General features: G+C 59.7%; 11 protein-coding genes. 8 read left to right on the top strand and 3 right to left on the bottom strand.

The genetic code is table 11. The annotated features are described in order from the left end of the window. Positions 1–162: 162 nt before the first annotated feature. Together AC1RME_RS16390 and AC1RME_RS16385 are read right to left on the bottom strand one after the other, a co-directional pair. Positions 163–1,410, bottom strand: coding sequence for a ribonucleotide-diphosphate reductase subunit beta (locus tag AC1RME_RS16390; RefSeq protein WP_096818122.1), 1,248 nt, complete (start codon positions 1,408–1,410; stop codon positions 163–165). Positions 1,411–1,971: 561 nt separating this feature from the next. After that, on the bottom strand, positions 1,972–2,232 hold the full coding sequence (locus tag AC1RME_RS16385; RefSeq protein ID WP_096818120.1) for a DUF2790 domain-containing protein: 261 nt from the start codon (positions 2,230–2,232) through the stop codon (positions 1,972–1,974). Between the two features lie 463 nt (positions 2,233–2,695). On the opposite strand from AC1RME_RS16385, the gene acs reads away from it, so the two are divergent. The 7 genes from acs (at position 2,696) to argR (ending at position 10,455) form a co-directional block, all read left to right on the top strand. After that, complete coding sequence (gene acs / locus AC1RME_RS16380; protein ID WP_096818118.1) at positions 2,696–4,651, top strand: acetate--CoA ligase; 1,956 nt, start codon at positions 2,696–2,698, stop codon at positions 4,649–4,651. Between the two features lie 560 nt (positions 4,652–5,211). After that, positions 5,212–5,985, top strand: coding sequence for an ABC transporter substrate-binding protein (locus AC1RME_RS16375; RefSeq protein ID WP_096818116.1), 774 nt, complete (start codon positions 5,212–5,214; stop codon positions 5,983–5,985). Positions 5,986–6,076: 91 nt separating this feature from the next. After that, positions 6,077–6,766 carry an ABC transporter permease gene (locus tag AC1RME_RS16370; protein WP_096818114.1) on the top strand — a complete coding sequence of 230 codons (690 nt, stop codon included), beginning with the start codon at positions 6,077–6,079 and terminating at the stop codon, positions 6,764–6,766. Then, positions 6,763–7,461, top strand: coding sequence for an ABC transporter permease (locus AC1RME_RS16365; protein ID WP_102621033.1), 699 nt, complete (start codon positions 6,763–6,765; stop codon positions 7,459–7,461). The genes AC1RME_RS16370 and AC1RME_RS16365 overlap by 4 nt, the downstream gene beginning before the upstream one ends. A gap of 1 nt (position 7,462) precedes the next feature. Beyond that, positions 7,463–8,575, top strand: coding sequence for a succinylglutamate desuccinylase/aspartoacylase family protein (locus tag AC1RME_RS16360; protein WP_432217503.1), 1,113 nt, complete (start codon positions 7,463–7,465; stop codon positions 8,573–8,575). Positions 8,576–8,598: 23 nt separating this feature from the next. Further along, complete coding sequence (locus AC1RME_RS16355; protein ID WP_016983952.1) at positions 8,599–9,363, top strand: ABC transporter ATP-binding protein; 765 nt, start codon at positions 8,599–8,601, stop codon at positions 9,361–9,363. A 111-nt stretch (positions 9,364–9,474) separates the two neighbouring features. Beyond that, a complete protein-coding gene (gene argR / locus AC1RME_RS16350; RefSeq protein ID WP_085709719.1) occupies positions 9,475–10,455 on the top strand; it encodes a transcriptional regulator ArgR in 981 nt (326 codons plus the stop codon). A 48-nt stretch (positions 10,456–10,503) separates the two neighbouring features. On the opposite strand, the gene AC1RME_RS16345 is transcribed toward argR, so the two are convergent. Next, positions 10,504–18,210: a dermonecrotic toxin domain-containing protein gene (locus AC1RME_RS16345; protein WP_493091558.1), complete on the bottom strand. Its 7,707-nt coding sequence runs from the start codon at positions 18,208–18,210 to the stop codon at positions 10,504–10,506. Positions 18,211–18,516: 306 nt separating this feature from the next. Here AC1RME_RS16345 and AC1RME_RS16340 point away from each other — a divergent pair, with 306 nt between their 5' ends. Further along, a complete protein-coding gene (locus AC1RME_RS16340) occupies positions 18,517–19,737 on the top strand; it encodes an aspartate aminotransferase family protein (RefSeq protein ID WP_096818105.1) in 1,221 nt (406 codons plus the stop codon). The last annotated feature ends 8 nt before the right edge of the window (positions 19,738–19,745 follow it).

Here is a 19,745-nt window from a genome sequence, read left to right as displayed (position 1 = left end):
GCAGAGGGTTGTGGTACTCCTTGTCTGTTCGATTGGAGCACGCTTCTTTCCGCTTTTACCGTCCTAACATAGTCGCGCAAAGGCGCTCCTCAAAAAAAGCCCTGATCAGGTCAGGGCTTTTTATTTTTCAATCCGCCATTCAAGGCGTTGTTCATTCTGGAATCAGTCCCAGCTCAGAGCACCACCAGTTTGGTATTCGATCACTCTCGTCTCAAAGAAATTCTTCTCTTTCTTCAAGTCCATGATCTCGCTCATCCAAGGGAACGGGTTAGTCGTCCCTGGATATTCTTCTTTAAGGCCGATCTGCGACAGACGACGGTTAGCGATGAACTTCAGGTAGTCCTCCATCATCGCTGCGTTCATGCCCAGTACGCCGCGAGGCATGGTGTCGCGGGCGTATTCGATTTCCAGTTGAGTGCCTTGCAGGATCATTTGCGAGGCTTCTTCCTTCATTTCGGCGTCCCACAGGTGTGGGTTTTCGATTTTGATCTGGTTGATCACGTCGATGCCGAAGTTCAGGTGCATGGATTCGTCGCGCAGGATGTACTGGAACTGCTCGGCGACGCCGGTCATTTTGTTGCGGCGGCCCATGGAGAGGATCTGGGTGAAGCCGCAGTAGAAGAAGATGCCTTCCAGAACGCAGTAGTAGGCGATCAGGTTGCGCAGCAGTTCTTTGTCGGTTTCGACGGTGCCGGTGTTGAATTCCGGGTCGGAGATGGCGCGGGTGTATTTCAGGCCCCAGGCGGCTTTTTTCGCGACCGACGGGATCTCGTGGTACATGTTGAAGATCTCGCCTTCATCCATGCCCAGCGATTCGATGCAGTACTGGTAGGCGTGGGTGTGGATCGCCTCTTCGAACGCCTGGCGCAGGATGTACTGGCGGCATTCCGGGTTGGTGATCAGGCGGTACACGGCCAGGGCCAGGTTGTTGGCAACCAGGGAGTCGGCGGTGGAGAAGAAGCCGAGGTTGCGCATCACGATGCGGCGCTCGTCGTCGGTCAGGCCTTCCGGGTTTTTCCAGAGGGCGATGTCGGCGGTCATGTTGACTTCTTGCGGCATCCAGTGGTTTGCGCAGCCGTCCAGGTATTTCTGCCAGGCCCAGTCGTACTTGAATGGCACGAGCTGGTTGAGGTCGGCGCGGCAGTTGATCATGCGCTTTTCGTCAACGGCGACACGGGCGGCGGAGCCTTCGAGTTCGGCGAGGCCTTCGGCGACGTCGAGGGAATCCAGTGCAGCCTTGGCGCGGGCCACGGCGGCCGAGTCAGCGGCGGTCACGGCGCGGGCTTCGAGAGCAGCGGCACCGCCGGCGCTGTCGAGGCGGTCCATGTTGGCTTCGGTAGCGTGGCCGGCGTTGGCGCCTTTTACGGCTACTTCACTGTCTTCTTTGTCGAATTCGTCCCAGCTCAGCATGACGTGTCGTCTCCTGCGTGAGGGCCAGATGCCCGTGTGAAAACTGATAGTTGGTTTTTCACACGACCGTACTGGCCGCGTTGGATCTTAAGGAATCGTTTTTTGCAGCAGCTAAGGCAGGCAATAAAACAGAATTTTGTACGGGTTTCCGAGAGCCTCTGACGGGCGCAGGTCAGCGTTGACGCTGCTGCGGGGCTTCAGAATGGCTTTGATCCCTGTAAGGGAATATTGCTGACCCGATTGGGCGGCATTATAGGGAAAAAAACACCGGCGTGGGGGAGGGCGAAACAGCGCAGGGCGGTCGAGCGCTGGGGTGATTTCGATCGGAGCGAGGGTTTACAGGGCTTTCGCCGGGATTGGCCCCGAAGAAAATTTTTTCATTAATTTTTCTGCGTGTGATTGGTTGCTCAAAAAACGAGCAAAAAACCGCGTTTTTCACTATATCTTGTGTTTTGCAACCCTTTTACGTCCCTTCAAACACAACTGAGCCCGACCGAAGCCGGGCTGGAATCGACCCTCGATGTTGCGCTGAGTGATCCGATTCGGTGCAGTCTCAAACCATCAATTGGTGCAGCCGTTACCCATCACGCTGTAACGCAGGATGTGGCGCTGGCCGGTGGAGTCGTCGTACTCCATTTTCATCGGAACCACTTCGCAGACATTCGGAACTTCGCTCATCGATACAACGTTGGCGATGTCCAGGTGAGTGGAGTAAGTGTATTCCTCGATGACCGGTTGTTGCTGTGCGACATCAGTCGGGACCTCGTCTGCCATGGCGGTTGCGCACAGACTGCTGAGGGCCAGAACCAATAAAGCTTTCATTTGAAATTTACCTTCTTGAGGTCGAGTGGGGGCACGCAACCTTTTTGGGGTTGCGTGTGGAACTTCATCGTTTTGGTTTGTTACTTAAGAGCTGGATTAACGGCCTTCGTGGGGGCTGTAACGTTGTTAATCGCTTTGCCTTGTCGGCGAGGTGAATTCTAGGGAGGTGGGGTGGGGGTAAACAGACTCGGTTTTGATAAACACCTTTGGCAGATTTGGTAACAATCGGCGGATATCGTGATGTCGGTGATGCGACTTTCCTGAGCAATCGAGTCGCCCGAATCGCTTGCAGGCCAGATCCAACAAGGGCTGCAGGGTGTTTCGCAAAGGTATTGGCGGCGCACCTCCGGGGTATCTGGATGTTTTGTAGGGGCTTGTTACTACCATCGTCGAATGGTTCTATACGGGCGCCCCGGCTACAACAGGGTCATACAAAAACAACTATTACACCGAGGTAGGAAAGATGAGTGCGGCTTCCCTGTATCCCGTTCGTCCCGAGGTTCTGGCCAATACGCTGACCGACGAGGCGACCTACAAAGCCATGTACCAACAGTCGGTCGTCAACCCTGACGGCTTCTGGCGCGAACAAGCCAAGCGCCTCGACTGGATCAAGCCTTTCACCACGGTGAAACAGACTTCGTTCGACGATCACCATGTCGACATCAAGTGGTTTGCCGACGGCACCCTGAACGTTTCCTACAACTGCCTCGACCGTCATCTGGCCGAGCGCGGCGATCAGGTCGCCATCATCTGGGAAGGCGACGATCCTTCCGAAAGCCGCAACATCACCTACCGCGAACTGCACGAACAAGTCTGCAAGTTCGCCAACGCCCTGCGTGGCCAGGACGTTCACCGCGGCGACGTGGTGACCATTTATATGCCGATGATCCCCGAAGCCGTGGTCGCCATGCTGGCCTGCACCCGGATCGGCGCGATTCACTCGGTGGTGTTCGGTGGTTTCTCGCCGGAAGCCCTGGCCGGTCGCATCATCGACTGCCGCTCGAAAGTGGTGATCACCGCTGACGAAGGCATCCGTGCCGGCAAGAAAATTTCCCTCAAGGCCAACGTCGACGACGCGCTGACCAACCCGGAAACCAGCAGCATCCAGAAAGTCATCGTGTGCAAGCGCACCGGCGGCGACATCAAGTGGAACCAGCATCGCGACATCTGGTACGAAGACCTGATGAAAGTGGCGGGCACTGTCTGCGCGCCGAAAGAGATGGGCGCCGAAGAAGCGCTGTTCATCCTTTATACCTCCGGCTCCACCGGCAAGCCGAAGGGCGTGCAGCACACCACGGGCGGCTACCTGTTGTACGCGGCCATGACTCACGAGCGCGTGTTCGACTACCGCCCGGGCGAAATCTACTGGTGCACCGCTGACGTTGGTTGGGTCACTGGTCACAGCTACATCGTCTACGGCCCGCTGGCCAATGGCGCGACCACGCTGCTGTTCGAAGGCGTGCCGAACTACCCGGACATCACCCGGGTGGCGAAGATCGTCGACAAGCACAAGGTCAATATCCTCTACACCGCGCCGACCGCGATCCGCGCGATGATGGCCTCCGGCACCGACGCTGTTGAAGGCGCGGACGGCAGCAGCCTGCGCCTGCTCGGTTCGGTGGGCGAGCCGATCAACCCGGAAGCCTGGGACTGGTACTACAAGAATGTCGGCAAGTCCCGTTGCCCGATCGTCGATACCTGGTGGCAGACCGAAACCGGCGGCAACATGATGAGCCCGCTACCGGGCGCTCATACCCTGAAGCCAGGTTCGGCAGCGCGTCCGTTCTTCGGTGTGGTGCCGGCGCTGGTGGACAACCTCGGCAACATCATCGAGGGCGAGGCCGAGGGCAATCTGGTGATTCTCGACTCGTGGCCAGGTCAGGCGCGCACCCTGTACGGCGACCACGACCGTTTCGTCGACACCTACTTCAAGACCTTCCGTGGCATGTACTTCACCGGTGACGGCGCCCGTCGCGATGCCGACGGTTACTACTGGATCACCGGCCGCGTGGACGACGTGCTCAACGTGTCCGGCCACCGCATGGGTACCGCCGAGATCGAAAGCGCGATGGTCGCTCACCCGAAAGTCGCTGAAGCGGCGGTGGTCGGTGTGCCGCACGACATCAAGGGGCAGGGCATCTATGTCTACGTCACCCTGAAGAATGGCGAAGAACCGAGCGAGCAACTGCGCCTGGAACTGAAGAACTGGGTGCGCAAGGAGATCGGGCCGATTGCTTCGCCGGACGTGATCCAGTGGGCGCCGGGGTTGCCGAAAACCCGTTCGGGCAAGATCATGCGTCGCATCCTGCGCAAGATCGCCACGGCCGAATATGACGGGTTGGGCGACATCTCCACCCTGGCCGATCCGGGTGTGGTGCAGCATCTGATCGATACGCACAAGACCATGAACGTCGCGTAAGCGGCGGGTCTGAAGGCTGAAAAGCCCCGTCCGGCATCGCGCCGGGCGGGGCTTTTTGTTTTCCAATAATTATCGGTTTCATCCGTCGGGAACTTCCCACTGTTACCCGTCAGCCTTCAAGTAACTGAATGTGTAACCGCCTGCTCCGCAACGGGGCGATGGGAAACGCTGCGCCCTGTTTCAGGGCCTCAAAACACCCTGTGAAAAATAAGACATAACCCCGCGCTTGCCGGATTAGAAGGGTTTGCGAATAATAGGCCCGCAATTTGCAGCATAGATCGGTTCACTGTCTTTCGCTCTTGCATGAAATTGCGGAGCTGTCAATGTGCTCAAGCGGGTTTCTCGGTGCATCTGTAATTAGTTGTCGCATTGAAGAAATATCGGCTTCGGGCCTGTCGTTAGAATGCCGATCACTCGCTCGTCGTGGCTCGTGTTGAAATCGCTAACGGTTTCAATGGGAAATTTCCCACGGATGCAGCACCGCTTTCCCGATTCACCCATTCGCATATTGGGCTGTCGCTCACTCTGCCGTTTTTGCCCTTTACCGATGGAGTCCCAAGATGAAGAAACTTGTGCTGCTTGGCGCCCTGGCACTGTCCGTGCTGTCCCTGCCGACATTCGCCGATGAAAAGCCTCTGAAGATCGGTATCGAAGCGGCTTACCCTCCATTTGCTTCCAAAGCGCCGGACGGCAGCATCGTCGGTTTCGACTACGACATCGGCAACGCGCTGTGCGAAGAAATGAAGGTCAAGTGCCAGTGGGTCGAGCAAGAGTTCGACGGTCTGATCCCGGCACTGAAAGTGCGCAAGATCGACGCGATCCTGTCGTCCATGTCCATCACTGACGACCGCAAGAAGTCCGTGGACTTCACCAACAAGTACTACAACACCCCGGCTCGCCTGGTCATGAAAGAAGGCACCGCTGTCAGCGAAGGCCTGACCGAGCTGAAGGGCAAGAACATCGGCGTGCAGCGTGGTTCGATCCACGAGCGTTTCGCCCGCGAAGTCCTGGCCCCGCTGGGTGCCGAGATCAAGCCATACGGCTCGCAGAACGAAATCTACCTCGACGTGGCCGCCGGTCGCCTCGACGGCACCGTGGCGGACGCTACGCTGTTGAATGACGGCTTCCTGAAAACCGACGCCGGCAAAGGCTTCGCGTTCGTCGGCCCGGCCTTCACCGACGTCAAATACTTCGGCGACGGCGTAGGTATCGCGGTGCGCAAGGGCGACGCCCTGAAAGACAAGATCAATACTGCCATCGCGGCCATTCGCGAAAACGGCAAGTACAAGCAAATCCAGGACAAGTACTTCGACTTCGACATTTACGGCAAGTAAAGACGTCGCTCGACCCGTCCGAAATGGCGCAAGCAACAGGATCTCTGCGGTTTGCGCCATTTTTTCATCCCAACTTTCGAGGACCTGAATCATGTTGAAAGGCTACGGGGCTGTCATCCTCGATGGCGCTTGGCTGACGCTTCAGCTCGCCTTGTCGTCCATGGCCCTGGCCATCGTTCTCGGGCTGATCGGTGTCGCATTGCGCCTGTCGCCAGTGCGCTGGCTGGCCTGGCTGGGCGATCTGTATTCCACGGTGATCCGCGGGATTCCCGATCTGGTGCTGATCCTGCTGATCTTCTACGGCGGCCAGGACTTGCTCAACCGCGTCGCACCGATGCTCGGCTATGACGATTACATCGACCTGAACCCGTTGGCCGCCGGTATCGGCACCCTCGGTTTCATCTTCGGTGCGTACCTGTCGGAAACCTTCCGTGGCGCGTTCATGGCGATCCCCAAAGGTCAGGCCGAAGCGGGCATGGCGTACGGCATGAGCAGTGTCCAGGTGTTTTTCCGGGTGCTGGTGCCGCAGATGATTCGTCTGGCGATTCCGGGCTTCACCAACAACTGGCTGGTGTTGACCAAGGCCACCGCGCTGATTTCCGTGGTCGGTCTGCAAGACATGATGTTCAAGGCCAAGCAGGCGGCCGACGCCACCCGCGAGCCTTTCACCTTCTTCCTCGCAGTGGCGGCGATGTACCTGGTGATCACCAGTGTCTCGTTGCTGGCGCTGCGTCACCTTGAGAAGCGCTACTCGGTAGGCGTAAGGGCGGCTGATCTATGATCTTCGACTACAACGTCATTTGGGAGGCCCTGCCGCTGTACCTCGGCGGTCTGGTGACCACCCTCAAGTTGCTCGCGCTGTCGCTGTTCTTCGGTCTGCTCGCGGCACTGCCGCTGGGGCTGATGCGCGTCTCGAAGAATGCCGTCGTCAACATGACGGCGTGGCTCTTCACTTACGTGATTCGCGGCACACCGATGCTGGTTCAACTGTTCCTGATCTACTACGGTCTGGCCCAGTTCGAAACGGTGCGTGAAAGCTTCCTCTGGCCGTGGCTGTCCAGCGCAACGTTCTGTGCGTGCCTGGCATTCGCGATCAACACCAGCGCCTACACCGCCGAAATCATCGCCGGCAGCCTGAAGGCCACGCCGAACGGCGAGATCGAAGCGGCCAAGGCCATGGGCATGTCGCGCTTCAAGATGTACCAGCGCATCCTGTTGCCATCGGCCCTGCGCCGGGCACTGCCGCAGTACAGCAACGAAGTGATCATGATGCTGCAGACCACCAGTCTGGCCTCCATTGTGACCCTGATCGATATCACCGGCGCGGCCCGTACCGTCAACGCGCAGTTCTACCTGCCGTTCGAGGCGTACATCACCGCCGGCGTGTTCTACCTGTGCCTGACCTTCATTCTGGTGCGCCTGTTCAAGCTGGCCGAGCGTCGCTGGCTGAGCTACCTGGCCCCGAGGAAGCACTGATATGGAACGCATCGACCACGTTCTGCCGTGGAGCCACCTGGGCAGCGAGCGCCGGATTTCGGTGTTTCGCTTCGGTAGCGGTGAGCGCAAGGCCTACATCCAGGCCAGCCTCCACGCCGACGAATTGCCCGGCATGCGTACCGCCTGGGAACTGAAAAAACGCCTCGGCGAGCTCGAAGCCAAAGGCCTGCTCAACGGCGTCATCGAACTGGTGCCGGTGGCCAACCCGCTGGGTCTTGGCCAGTTGCTGCAAGGCAACCACCAAGGGCGCTTCGAGGCCGGCAGCGGCAAGAATTTCAACCGTGATTTCGTCGAGCTCAGCGCGCCGGTGGCCGCTAAGCTTCAAGGACAACTCGGTGATGATCCGCACGCCAACATCCGTCTGATCCGTCAGGCGATGGCCGATCACCTGGCCGCATTGCCCGAGGCCAGCAGCCAGTTGCAAGGCATGCAGCGCATCCTGCTGCAACATGCCGCCACCGCCGATGTGGTGCTGGACCTGCATTGCGACTGCGAAGCCGCACTGCACATGTATGCCTTGCCGCAGCACTGGCCGCAGTGGCGTTCGCTCGCCGCGCACCTGGATGTGAAGGTCGGCCTGCTGGCGGAAGATTCCGGCGGCAGCTCGTTCGACGAGGCTTGCTCATTGCCGTGGCTGCGTCTGTCGCGCCTGTTCCCGGACGCGCAGATTCCACTGGCGTGCCTGGCGACCACCGTTGAACTCGGCGGTCAGGCTGACACCACACCTGCACAGGCTGAGGCCTGGGCAGAAGGCATTCTGGCGTTCCTCGCCGAGCAAGGCCTGATCCGTGGCGAGTGGCCAAGCGCCGTGCGCGAACCGTGCGAAGGCATGCCGTTCGAAGGCACGGAACTGCTCCTGCCGCCGCATCCTGGCGTTGTGAGTTTTCTGCGCAAGCCCGGCGAGTGGGTTGAAGCCGGTGACAAGATTTTTGAAGTGATCGATCCGCTGTCGGATCGGGTCAGCACGGTGTGTGCTGGTACGTCCGGGGTGCTGTTTGCCATTGAGCGGCTGCGTTACGCCCAACCCGGTTTCTGGCTGGCCAAAGTGGCGGGGCGCGATGCGCTGCGCGACGGCCCTTTGCTCAACGACTGACTGTTTTTGTGAGAACCGACCGCATGTACAAACTTGAAGTCCAAGACCTGCATAAACGCTATGGCAGTCACGAAGTGCTCAAGGGCGTTTCCCTGAAAGCGGCCGCCGGCGATGTGATCAGCATCATCGGCTCCAGTGGCTCCGGCAAAAGTACTTTCCTGCGCTGCATCAACCTGCTCGAGCAGCCGCACGCGGGCAAGATCCTGCTCAACAATGAAGAGTTGAAGCTGGTGGCGAACAAGGACGGCGCGCTGAAAGCCGCTGATCCGAAACAGCTGCAACGCATGCGTTCGCGCCTGTCGATGGTGTTCCAGCACTTCAACCTGTGGTCGCACATGACCGCGCTGGAAAACATCATGGAAGCGCCGGTTCACGTGCTGGGCGTGTCCAAGGCCGAAGCTCGCGAAAAAGCCGAGTACTACCTGAACAAGGTGGGCGTGGCTCATCGTAAAGACGCGTTCCCGGGGCACATGTCCGGTGGTGAGCAGCAGCGTGTGGCAATTGCCCGTGCGCTGGCGATGGAACCGGAAGTGATGCTGTTCGACGAACCGACTTCGGCCCTCGACCCGGAACTGGTCGGCGACGTGCTGAAAGTCATGCAGGCCCTCGCTCAGGAAGGCCGCACCATGGTGGTGGTGACCCACGAAATGGGCTTCGCCCGTGAAGTGTCGAACCAGTTGGTGTTCCTGCACAAAGGCGTCGTGGAAGAAAGCGGCAACCCGCGGGAAGTGCTGGTCAATCCGCAATCGGAACGTTTGCAACAATTCCTCTCGGGCAGCCTCAAGTAATCGCTCCCGTTATGCACCAAATTAGGTCATGCTGCGCAGCGCGCCAGATGGTCTAATTTGGTTGCAGCCGATTTCGGTTTTTCCCTCTGTTTACGTTTCGGATCGCCCGCCATGACTGCCCATCGAATTGGTTTCCTGATTTGGCCCAGCACTAAAGCTCTGACTTTGGCGCTGGCAGAGGAGGCCTTGCGTGTTGCCCAGCGTGTGCATCCGGACGTGGTTTACGAATTGTCGTTCCTGCAGGCCGAAGCACCGACCGAAGGTGAATGGCAACTGCCCGGCGAACCCTGGGCCGGCAAGCTCGAAAACTTCCAGAAACTGTTCCTGCTCGCTGACGAGCCACCGACGACTTTGGCGCCGGCACTCAGCAGCGCGCTGAAACAATTGGTGCGCGCTGGTTGTGTGATCGGCGGTCTGTCGGCCGGTGTGTATCCGTTGGCGCAACTCGGTCTGCTCGACGGTTATCGCGCTGCTGTGCACTGGCGTTGGCAGGACGACTTCGCCGAACGCTTCCCGAAAGTCATCGCCACCAGCCATCTGTTCGATTGGGATCGCGATCGCCTGACGGCGTGCGGCGGCATGTCGGTACTCGATTTGCTATTGGCGGTGCTGGCCCGTGATCACGGTGCTGAACTGGCCGGTGCGGTCTCCGAAGAACTGGTGGTCGAACGCATTCGTGAAGGCGGCGAGCGTCAGCGGATTCCATTGCAGAACCGTCTCGGCTCCAGCCATCCAAAGCTCACGCAAGCCGTGCTGCTGATGGAAGCCAACATCGAAGAGCCGCTCACCACTGACGAAATCGCCCAGCATGTGTGTGTATCCCGTCGCCAGCTGGAGCGGATCTTCAAGCAATACCTCAACCGCGTGCCGAGCCAGTACTACCTGGAACTGCGCCTGAACAAGGCCCGGCAGATGTTGATGCAAACCAGCAAGTCGATCATCCAGATCGGCCTGTCGTGCGGTTTCTCCTCGGGGCCGCATTTCTCCAGCGCCTATCGCAACTTCTTCGGCGCCACGCCACGGGAAGACCGCAACCAGCGGCGTAGCAGCAGTCCGTTCGAACTGTCGTCGGTGCCACCAGAGCGCGGTTGATCCGCTGCCAACGACGCCATGGCTTTGGCTGCCATGGCGCTGTCTCGGTCAGTCTTCGATTTCCAGATCAGGCCTCATTTCCGGCAGTCTCGGCGTACCGTCGATGCTGGCAACGTTCAGGTTGTTACCCGTTTCCTGATAGTAAGCCCGAACCCGGGCCAGGCTTTGGGGTGACAGCGGATTGTTGCGCAAGTCGTAGCGGTCACCGACCGTCGCGGGCACATCCATTATTTCTTCCGGTATGTCAGTGATCGCATTGTCGGACAGGTCAAGCTCGTTCCAGTACAGGTTTTCCAGCGTCCCTTTTGGTATCTCGGTGATCCCGGTATCACTCAAGTCCAGATCGGTCAGACCATGCAGGTTGCTCACGTCCGGCGTCAGCCCCAGCGGGTTGTTGCGCAGGTTGAGCACTTCGAGTTTGTCCATCCCCGCCAGTGCCGCGACTGACTCGTGTGTCAGGCGGATTTCGCAGTCCGGCAGGCTCAGCGCGGTCAGCCGGTTCATGGTGAAGACGTCCTTGGGAATATCGCCCAGATTGAATTCGCGGATTGCCAGGCTGTCGAGGCCGGTAAAGGCTTCGAGGAAACGACCGAGCCGTGATGAGTGGCTGTCACCCACCAGGAACAGGTCTGGCACGTAGGGAAATGGGGCGCCCAGCGTCGGCAGTTCGCCGATGAAACTCACGGTATGGCTGAACCCGTAACTGTCCAGACTTGAATCCTCTATCGGGATCTTGCGCCAGCAGGTCAGCAGCGCTTCGGCGAACTGTGACCGCAGTTGCTCCTGTCGCAATCGTGCGGTTTCCGACAGTGGCTGGCCGTTGAGCGGATTCGCCGGAATGTCGTCGCTCCAAAGGGTGAGGCTGCGGGTGAGATCACTCAGCGCCGTTTCCCGACGCGCCACTTCCTGGCGACCGTCGGCCAACGTTCCGCTCAGGCGATAGATGAAAGTGCTGGCCTGATCATTGTCCAGCGCGGGGTACAGCGTTTGCACCCGCGCTCGATCCGCTTCTTCGGCAAGCACGCCGAGATCACCGCCGGTGCGTCTGAAGTAGTCTTTGACCCGTTCACGAGTCGCAGGGCTCAGGGGGTTGTTGCCGAAGTCGTAGCCATTGCCGATTTCCGCCGGCAAGTTGAAAACTTCGTCTGGAATCTCACTGATGCGATTGTTGTTGAGGATGACGATTTCCAGCTCCGGATGATTGATCATCCCGATGGGTACCTCGGCAATCGCGGTACCGGCCAGATCGAGAAAATCCAGCGCCGGCAGGGAACGGATGTCCGGAGCCAACCCCAGCGGATTGTTGTAGAGATCGAGTTTCTTCAAGCGCGTCAGCGAGGCGAGAGTGGCTCGACCTTCGGTATCCAGCACCACAGCGCAGTTGCTCAGTACCAGACTTTCCAGGGCAGGCATGCGCCGGAATGAATCCGGCACTTGTTGCAAGCCGAGGTCGCGCAGTTCCAGGGTTTTCAGCCCTGTGAAAGCGCCAAGGAATCCATCGCCGGCACGCAACTGGGCATTGCCGGTGATCGACAGGGTTGCGACGTGGCTGAAGTCTGCGCTCAGCGTCGGCAGCTCACCGATGAAGGGGAGGTTGAGAACCAGCCTGTTTGACCGCACCTCGGGTTGGGCTGTTGAGCGGGTGCGCCAGAATGTTTGCAGATCCCGGCGACACTGATCGCGCCCGGAGCGCTCAACGACTTTTTCCTCATCAGTGAACTGGGCACCGGTTGAAGGATGTTGTGTGGGAATGTCCCCGACCCAACGGTTGAGCGTCGCATCCAACTGCTGCCATTCCGTTTCCCATTGAGCGATTTGAAGGCGACCTTGATCAAGTGTTCCCGGCAACAGGTAGAGCATTCGACTCGCTTGCTCGGCATCCAGTGCGGGAAACAGCGCAAGCACGCGGTCGATATCCGTCTGGGGCATCGACACCCCGAAGTTTTGCCGGTTGCGCTGGTAGCTGCTTTTGATTCGTTCGCGCGTGGCGGGTGACAACGGATTTTCGCCCAGAATGAACTGGTTGGGCGAAAGCACGGGAAGGTCGAACAGGCTGTCGGGCAGTTCGCTGATCCGGTTGTTATCGAAGTTGGCCATGATCAGTGTCGGGTGTTCGACCAGGCCTTCCGGCAGGTGGGTGATTCCGGTGTCGATCAGTCGCACATGGATCAGCGCCGGCAATTTCTTCAACTCCGGTGTGGCGCCCAACGGGTTATGGCTCAGGTTGAGGAACTGCAATCGGGCCATCGAAGACAGGCGAGCCTGGGTGGGTGGCGTCAGGGTCAGCTCGCAGTACTCCAGTACCAGACGTTCCAGCGAGGGCATGCGCTCGCACGCCTGGGGCAAGTGCTCCAGTCTGAATTCGTGCAGTTCCAAGTGACGAAGGCCGGTAAAGGATGAAAGGAAGGCATCGATGCCGCTCAGAGTCGGGTTACCGTCGAGGGTCAGTTTGGCGATGTGGCTGAAGTCCGCTGACAGCACGGGAAGCTCGCCGATGAAAGGCAGTTCCGCGATCAGTACATTGCCTCGTTCTGTGGGTTTCTCAGTCAGGCGGAAACGCCACAACTCTTCGATCCGCTGAGCAAATTGTCTTCTGTTCGCCTGCATCACGAATAACTGCCGGGGGTTAAGCAATTGCCCCGTGGTCGGATGAGTGCTTGGCCCTGTCGTTGCCCATCGCGCAAGGTCGGCGTTCAGTTGACGGATTTCTGCCTGCCAGTGCCGCAGCTGGCTACGGCTATCCTCGAGCGAGCCCGGCAAGCTGTAGAACACATCGCTGGCGTCCTGCGCGTCGAGGTCGGGGAACAGCTGCTGGGTGGTTTCGATATCGGCCGCGTCGGCGAGGACGGCGAAATCCTGGCCGGTTTCACGGCAGTACTGTTTGATCCTTTCTCGAGTGGCGAGGGTCAGTGGGTTGTTCGACAGGTCGTAGCCGTCACCAGCCTGGGCCGATAACTCAAACAGTGCCTCGGGCAGTTCGGTGATCTGGTTTTCGCTGAGGATCGCGGTCTTGATTTTCGGGTGATCGATCAGGCCGGGCGGGATTTCCAGCAGGCCCGTACGCGACAGGTCAAGGTAAGTCAGAGAACTCAGGGTTTGCAGGTCGGGTACCAGTTCCAACGGATTTCGTGGCAGTTCCAGTGATTCGAGTCTGGGCATCGCGGCCAGCGCCGTCAGTGACTCGGCGGTGAAACTCACGCCGCAGTTGTCCAGTACCAATACCTCCAGCATCGGCAGCCCGGTGAGGGTTTGGGTCAATTGATCGAGTTCACCATCGCGTAGAAACAACCGCTTGAGCCGGGGAAAACTTTTGAGGAAGGGTGCATTGCCGCGCAGGCCTTTGTTGCCGTTGAGGGTCAGCGCAGTGAGGTGGTGGAAGTCGGCGCTCATTTGCGGCAGGTCGCCGATAAACGTAGCTTCGGCCGTGAAGACATCGGCCCTGGCGTGAGGATGGATTTTCGAGCGGTGACGCCACAGGCGCAGCAGCTTGCCGGCGAAGGTCTCGCGCGCATCCTGTTCGGTAAACCGTTCGTTGGCCTCCAGCATCACGCCGCTGTTCGGGTCGCGGTCGGGAATGTCCCTGGCCCAGCGAGTCAGCTCGGTACTCAGCGTGGCCAACTCGGTTTCCCACGCCGTCAGTTGCAGACGGCCCTGAATCAGTGAGCCGGGCAAGCGATAAATCAGGCCGCTGGCCTGGCCCTCGTCGATGTCCGGAAACAGCGCTCTGGTACGAACAATGTCGGCCTGTTCGGCGCGAACGCCGAAATTGACGCCTGTGCGGGTGAAATAGGTTTTCACCCGTTCGCGCGCGGCGGCGGAGAGTGGGTTGCCGGAAAAATCGTATCCGGCCCCGGCGGTGGGCGAGAACTCGAACAGCGCTGTGGGCAGCGTGGTGATCTGGTTGTCGGTCAGCCAGGCGCTCCTGATCTGCGGGTGATCGATCAAGCCGACGGGCACTTCGGCAATCCCGGTGCGCGACAGATTGAGGTAGGTCAGCGAAGGCATGAAGGTCACGTCGAAGCTCGTTCCCAGCGGGTTGTCCTTCAGGTCCAGCTCCACCAGTTCGTTGAGTGATGTCAGTAGCGCCTGGTTTTCCGGGGTCAGGATGATTCCACATTTACGCAGCCGCAGTTGCCGCAGGGTGGGCAGGGTCGTGATGGCTTGCGGCAAGTTGTGCAGGTCGAAGTTCTGCAGGTCGAGACGGGACAATCGAGGGAAGCAGCCTATGAAAGTCTCGATGCCTGCAGATGTTCCGCTGCCGCTCAATTCCAGGCTGATGACATGGCTGAAGTCCGCCGTCAGCACCGGCAGGTCGCCCAGCAGAGGCTCGGTGAAGCGCATGCGATAGCCAAAGCGTTCCTGGGTTTCCCGGCGCCAGCAACTGAGCAGTGTGCGGGCGAACACTTGTCGGTCACGCCCTGCGGCTGCCCGCCGGGCGAGGGACAGTTCCTGGCCGGTCGCGGGATCGATCCGCACTTCCTGGAGGCGCCATTGGTCAAGATCGTTTTCCAGGCGTGCGTATTCGAGGCGCAGGCGCGACAGCTCGGCAATCGGATTCTCCAGATGGCTTTGCAGGTGCAGCACCATCGCCTGCAGGCCTTCTTGCGTGATGCCGGGAAAAACATCGCGCACCCGGGTTTCCAGGGTAGGCGGTGAGTCGTCGGGTGACAGATTGCGTGAGTAACCTTCAGCGCCCAGCAGGCGAAGGGGGTCGACGTCGGCAGCGGGAGCGGTTTCGACTGCCAGTGTGAGTCGCAGGCTGGCGCGTGGCAGGGGATTGTCGCGTATGAGCTGCCGGAGTTTCTGCCCTTCGCCGATTTGCAGGTTCATTGCCCGGCGCTGTGTATCGGGCAAGGCTTGCAGCACGCTGGTGTAGAAATCCGTCGGGCCGTGCAGTTCCAGTCCGGCCTGGTCGAACGGTTGCCAGGTGCCGTCGGCCCGGCGCACCAGAATTTTCTCGATGGCAGCACCCACGGGGCCGGTGGTGTCGAGCCTGTTCCCTGCAAACGACTGGTCGCGGACTTCGAGACTCACCGCGTCTGACCAGCCCGGCAGCAGCGGCAGACTGTGCAGTGCCAGGGTTTCGGAATCCGGGTTGTGCACCGAATCGATTTCCAGTCCTTCATAGGCGCGGGTGATCCGCAATTCGTGCAGGGCGTTTTCAGAGAGTCGCTGCTGACGCTCTGGAAACGCGCCTTCGCCCAGTTGCAGCAGCTCGGTGCCGGTGGCGGTGTGAATGAGTTCTTCGGTTATCCTGACAGGCAGTTGCGGTACGTGCCGGGCCACTTGTTTCACCAGCGGGGTATCGTGATGCTGGAGTGATTGATAGCGTTGTTCGAACAGAGCAGGGCGCTGCTGTTCGGCGATCTGCGCGAGCCGGATCCTGAGTTGACGACTGCGTACATCGAGGGCGATTTTCTGTCCGAGCGCTTCATCGAGCAGGGCGTGGATTTCGGCTTCGCCGAGGGTTTGCAGCAAGGTCTTGAGCAGGTCGCTGTCGATAAGCCGGTCAGCGTGAATGTCTGTCAGGGGGAGCTGCGCATTGTCGGAGGACTGCCAGACCGTTTCGCCCCGGGGATTGATCAGGCGCAGCCGTTTGGTGTCCGGCCACAAGCCCTGCTCGTTGAGCAATTGAAGCTGGATCAACGGATCGGCCTTGCGATAAATCGCTGGATCGTCGCTGGTCAGTTGCTCGATGAACGTCTGCAGATCCTGATCGATCCTGAAGCGCTCGATGGTGTCGGCCAGCAACGGTGGCACGCGCTCCTGATTCACGTGCATCTTGCGCAAGCCATCTTCGGTGTAGCCGCTGACTTGAAGCATTCGCTCGCGCCGGGCCGGGGCGAACGGTTCCATGCGCGGGCCGATACGTCGCAGCACGGTGGCGCCGTCCCACTGCAGCGGATTTTCCAGTTCGGTATGAAACGCACCTTCGCCGTTATGCCGCACGATCGGTTCATAGGCATCGGTGCGCGCGGGGTGTTCGATCCGCAACTTGCCGGGTGTCTCGTGATCGTTGACGACGAAGTGCGCCTGCTCCAGCGGGAGCAGTTTTTTACCCTGATGCCAGTGCAAGCCTTGCGCGTCGGGTGTGGAACCAGCCGCAGGCACGATGTCACGGGCGTAGCTTTGCAGATCCGGCTTCCAGTACAGGGTTTTGCCGTTACGCAGTTTCACCGGCTGGAAGCGATCCATGAACGCCACCACCTCGGCCGGCAACACCTTGGGCAATTCGGCCATGGCGATGCCGGTACCGATCCCGAAAGCGCCGAGCTGGATTAGCGATTCGAGTGCTGCGAAGAAATGTTCGCAGGCTTCGGTCGTTTGAGCTTCAGTCCAGTCGATGACCGATTCAAAGACCTCATCGAGCAGTTGGTAAGCGATGTACGCCATCATCATTTCGCCCAGAAACGGTACGAACGGCAAAACGACGAGCGCGGCAATTTCCAGGATCGACGCCGCGACACTGACAAATGAATCCCAGCGCCTCCAGCGTGCATTGCGATCGACCATTGCGGTTGGAACTGCAATCACCGCCCCATCGTTGAGGATCTTGTTCAGCTTGCCCTGATAAAGATGTTCCCAAAGATCGCCGACGATGGGCGTGACAGCGAGTTGCAGGTCAGGCTTTTCGATGGGCGTCTCGTGCCAGGACGGCAATTGACTGCCGACCTGGGGCGGGTGCCATTTCACTTCGCTCAGGCGTTGCTTGAGCTGGCCGAAAAATTGTCCACGCTGCTCGTGAGCGAAAAAGCGGCTGAAGAATCGCTGATAGTCGGTCCCGCGCAATTGCCGGATCAGTTCTTTTGCAAGGTCTGCGGTGGAGCGGTACTCCTTGATCGGATGCTCCGGGTCATCCGGTAAGTAAGCCACCACACTGACTGCGGTTTTCGTGCGTTCGAGGTCTGGCGCAAATATCACGATCCCGGTCAGGGCGACCGACATCATCGTCAGGTCGTGGCACCGCATTGGCTGGCCGTTCATCAATACGGTGGTTGCGCCATCCAGCAGGCTTTCAATCGACAGCAGATTCGCTTCACTGATATCGCCCTTCATCCGGGCCATCTTCAGTGCGACTCGCAGTGCGGTTTTTTGCGTCGCGTTGACTTTGTGTCTCAGCACAGCAGCCGCGACCGGGTTGGAAATCGCGAGGTTTTCCTCGAGATAGTTCTTGTAGCGGGCGCCGATATCCAGCTCCCGGCAAAGACGGGTAAAGGCCGGGATGCCGGGTTTCGCATTGAGCGGCGCCAGCGTTTCGAATTGCCCCGTCGCCGACGGGCGGGTGATGAACGAGGAGCCGCTGGCATACGCCCCGGCTTCTGTTTCGCCAACCTCAAAGTTATGCAGCGCCGCCTCCAGCAGAGACACCGTCCACGTCCGGGTGCCGGTGGTCATGCCAGCCGCTGTGACGAGGATATACAACTGCAAAAAGGTTTCCCTGACATTCACGTCCAGGTCGAAGCGCGACTTCAGCGCCTCGGTCAGCAGAGGCTCGGCGAAGGTGCTGGCGTTTTGCACGCGGTCGAGCATTTGATCGACAGCATTTTGTGCCGTCATGTGCTGGGTGATGGCGTTTCTGAGGGCGTCGTGCTGCGGTCGCGGGGCTGACTTGAGCGAGTCGGTGAGGGAGAGACGGCTGTTCTTCAATGCGGAGCGTCGGGCGGGAGAGGCCTTGCCCAGCCATTCGGGGATCGCTTTGGCCAGCGGTTCATAGTGAGAAGCGGGGTTGAGCGATTGCCCGGTGGTGGAAGACATCGTTGGCGTCCTTGAGCGTCGATAAGGAGCTCAAGCAGAGCAAAATGCATCCCGTGTCCGGTGGTACATATGTATGACAGCAAGCGCCTTCGCAATTGATAAGCTCGCAGGAGTGCTGCAATGGCCGGCGGCAGTTTAAACTGCGCCTTTGCGACGCTATATGTCGCATTGCCGTAAACCCGGGAAAATCCGGGGTTTGCGCTATAAGAAGTTGTCGCTTGGCGGCAAGGCCGGGCTGAAAACTGTCCTTACAATCCCCCCATCGCTCGCCAGTTTCAGGCGGGTGGCCCTCATCAGGAGACTCCGATGTCCGTTGAGCACGCTGCGGTACAACGCGCCGATTTCGACCAGGTTATGGTTCCCAACTACGCGCCTGCCGCTTTCATTCCGGTGCGTGGCGCCGGTTCCCGCGTCTGGGACCAGGCCGGCCGCGAGCTGATCGACTTCGCCGGCGGCATCGCCGTCAACGTATTGGGTCACGCGCACCCGGCGCTGGTCGGTGCCTTGACCGAGCAAGCGAACAAGCTGTGGCACGTGTCCAACGTGTTCACCAACGAACCGGCCCTGCGCCTGGCGCACAAGCTGATCGACGCCACCTTCGCCGAGCGCGTGTTCTTCTGCAACTCCGGCGCCGAAGCCAACGAGGCCGCTTTCAAGCTGGCCCGTCGGGTTGCGTTCGACCGTTTCGGCACCGAGAAGTACGAAATCATCGCTGCGCTCAACAGCTTCCACGGCCGTACTCTGTTCACCGTGAACGTCGGTGGCCAGTCGAAGTACTCCGACGGTTTCGGCCCGAAAATCACCGGCATCACCCACGTACCGTACAACGATCTGGCGGCTCTGAAAGCCGCTGTTTCGGACAAGACCTGCGCGGTCGTTCTGGAACCGATCCAGGGCGAGGGCGGCGTACTGCCGGCCGAGCTGGCTTACCTGCAAGGTGCCCGTGAACTGTGCGACGCGAACAACGCGCTGCTGGTGTTCGACGAAGTGCAGACCGGCATGGGCCGTACCGGCAACCTGTTCGCCTACCAGCATTACGGTGTGGTTCCGGACATCCTGACCAGCGCCAAGAGCCTGGGCGGCGGCTTCCCGATCGCCGCGATGCTGACCACCGAAGCGCTGGCCAAGCACCTGGTCGTCGGCACGCACGGCACCACGTACGGCGGCAACCCGCTGGCGTGCGCCGTGGCCGAAGCGGTGATCGACGTGATCAACACCCCTGAGGTGCTGAACGGCGTCAACGCCAAGCACGACAAGTTCAAGACCCGCCTGCAACAGATCGGCGAGAAGTACGGCCTGTTCACCCAGGTGCGTGGCCTCGGTCTGCTGATCGGTTGCGTGCTGAGCGATGCCTGGAAAGGCAAGGCCAAGGACATCTTCAACGCCGCTGAAAAAGAAGGCCTGATGATTCTGCAGGCGGGTCCGGACGTGATCCGTTTCGCCCCGAGCCTGGTGGTTGAAGACGCGGATATCGACGCCGGTCTGGATCGCTTCGAACGTGCTGCAGCGAAACTGACCCAAGCCTGATTCATGCA

The sequence above is a fragment of the Pseudomonas sp. GW822-FHT03F08 genome, assembly GCF_058801265.1.
This window is presented reverse-complemented; position numbering and strand designations above follow the sequence as displayed.

Bases quoted from the DNA above. Each gene is read 5' to 3' on its own strand.
- AC1RME_RS16390 (WP_096818122.1), bottom strand. From the start codon at position 1,410: ATGCTGAGCTGGGACGAATTCGACAAAGAAGACAGTGAAGTAGCCGTA.
- AC1RME_RS16365 (WP_102621033.1), top strand. From the start codon at position 6,763: ATGATCTTCGACTACAACGTCATTTGGGAGGCCCTGCCGCTGTACCTC.
- AC1RME_RS16385 (WP_096818120.1), bottom strand. From the start codon at position 2,232: ATGAAAGCTTTATTGGTTCTGGCCCTCAGCAGTCTGTGCGCAACCGCC.
- AC1RME_RS16370 (WP_096818114.1), top strand. From the start codon at position 6,077: ATGTTGAAAGGCTACGGGGCTGTCATCCTCGATGGCGCTTGGCTGACG.
- AC1RME_RS16355 (WP_016983952.1), top strand. From the start codon at position 8,599: ATGTACAAACTTGAAGTCCAAGACCTGCATAAACGCTATGGCAGTCAC.
- argR (WP_085709719.1), top strand. From the start codon at position 9,475: ATGACTGCCCATCGAATTGGTTTCCTGATTTGGCCCAGCACTAAAGCT.
- AC1RME_RS16375 (WP_096818116.1), top strand. From the start codon at position 5,212: ATGAAGAAACTTGTGCTGCTTGGCGCCCTGGCACTGTCCGTGCTGTCC.
- AC1RME_RS16360 (WP_432217503.1), top strand. From the start codon at position 7,463: ATGGAACGCATCGACCACGTTCTGCCGTGGAGCCACCTGGGCAGCGAG.
- AC1RME_RS16345 (WP_493091558.1), bottom strand. From the start codon at position 18,210: ATGTCTTCCACCACCGGGCAATCGCTCAACCCCGCTTCTCACTATGAA.
- AC1RME_RS16340 (WP_096818105.1), top strand. From the start codon at position 18,517: ATGTCCGTTGAGCACGCTGCGGTACAACGCGCCGATTTCGACCAGGTT.
- acs (WP_096818118.1), top strand. From the start codon at position 2,696: ATGAGTGCGGCTTCCCTGTATCCCGTTCGTCCCGAGGTTCTGGCCAAT.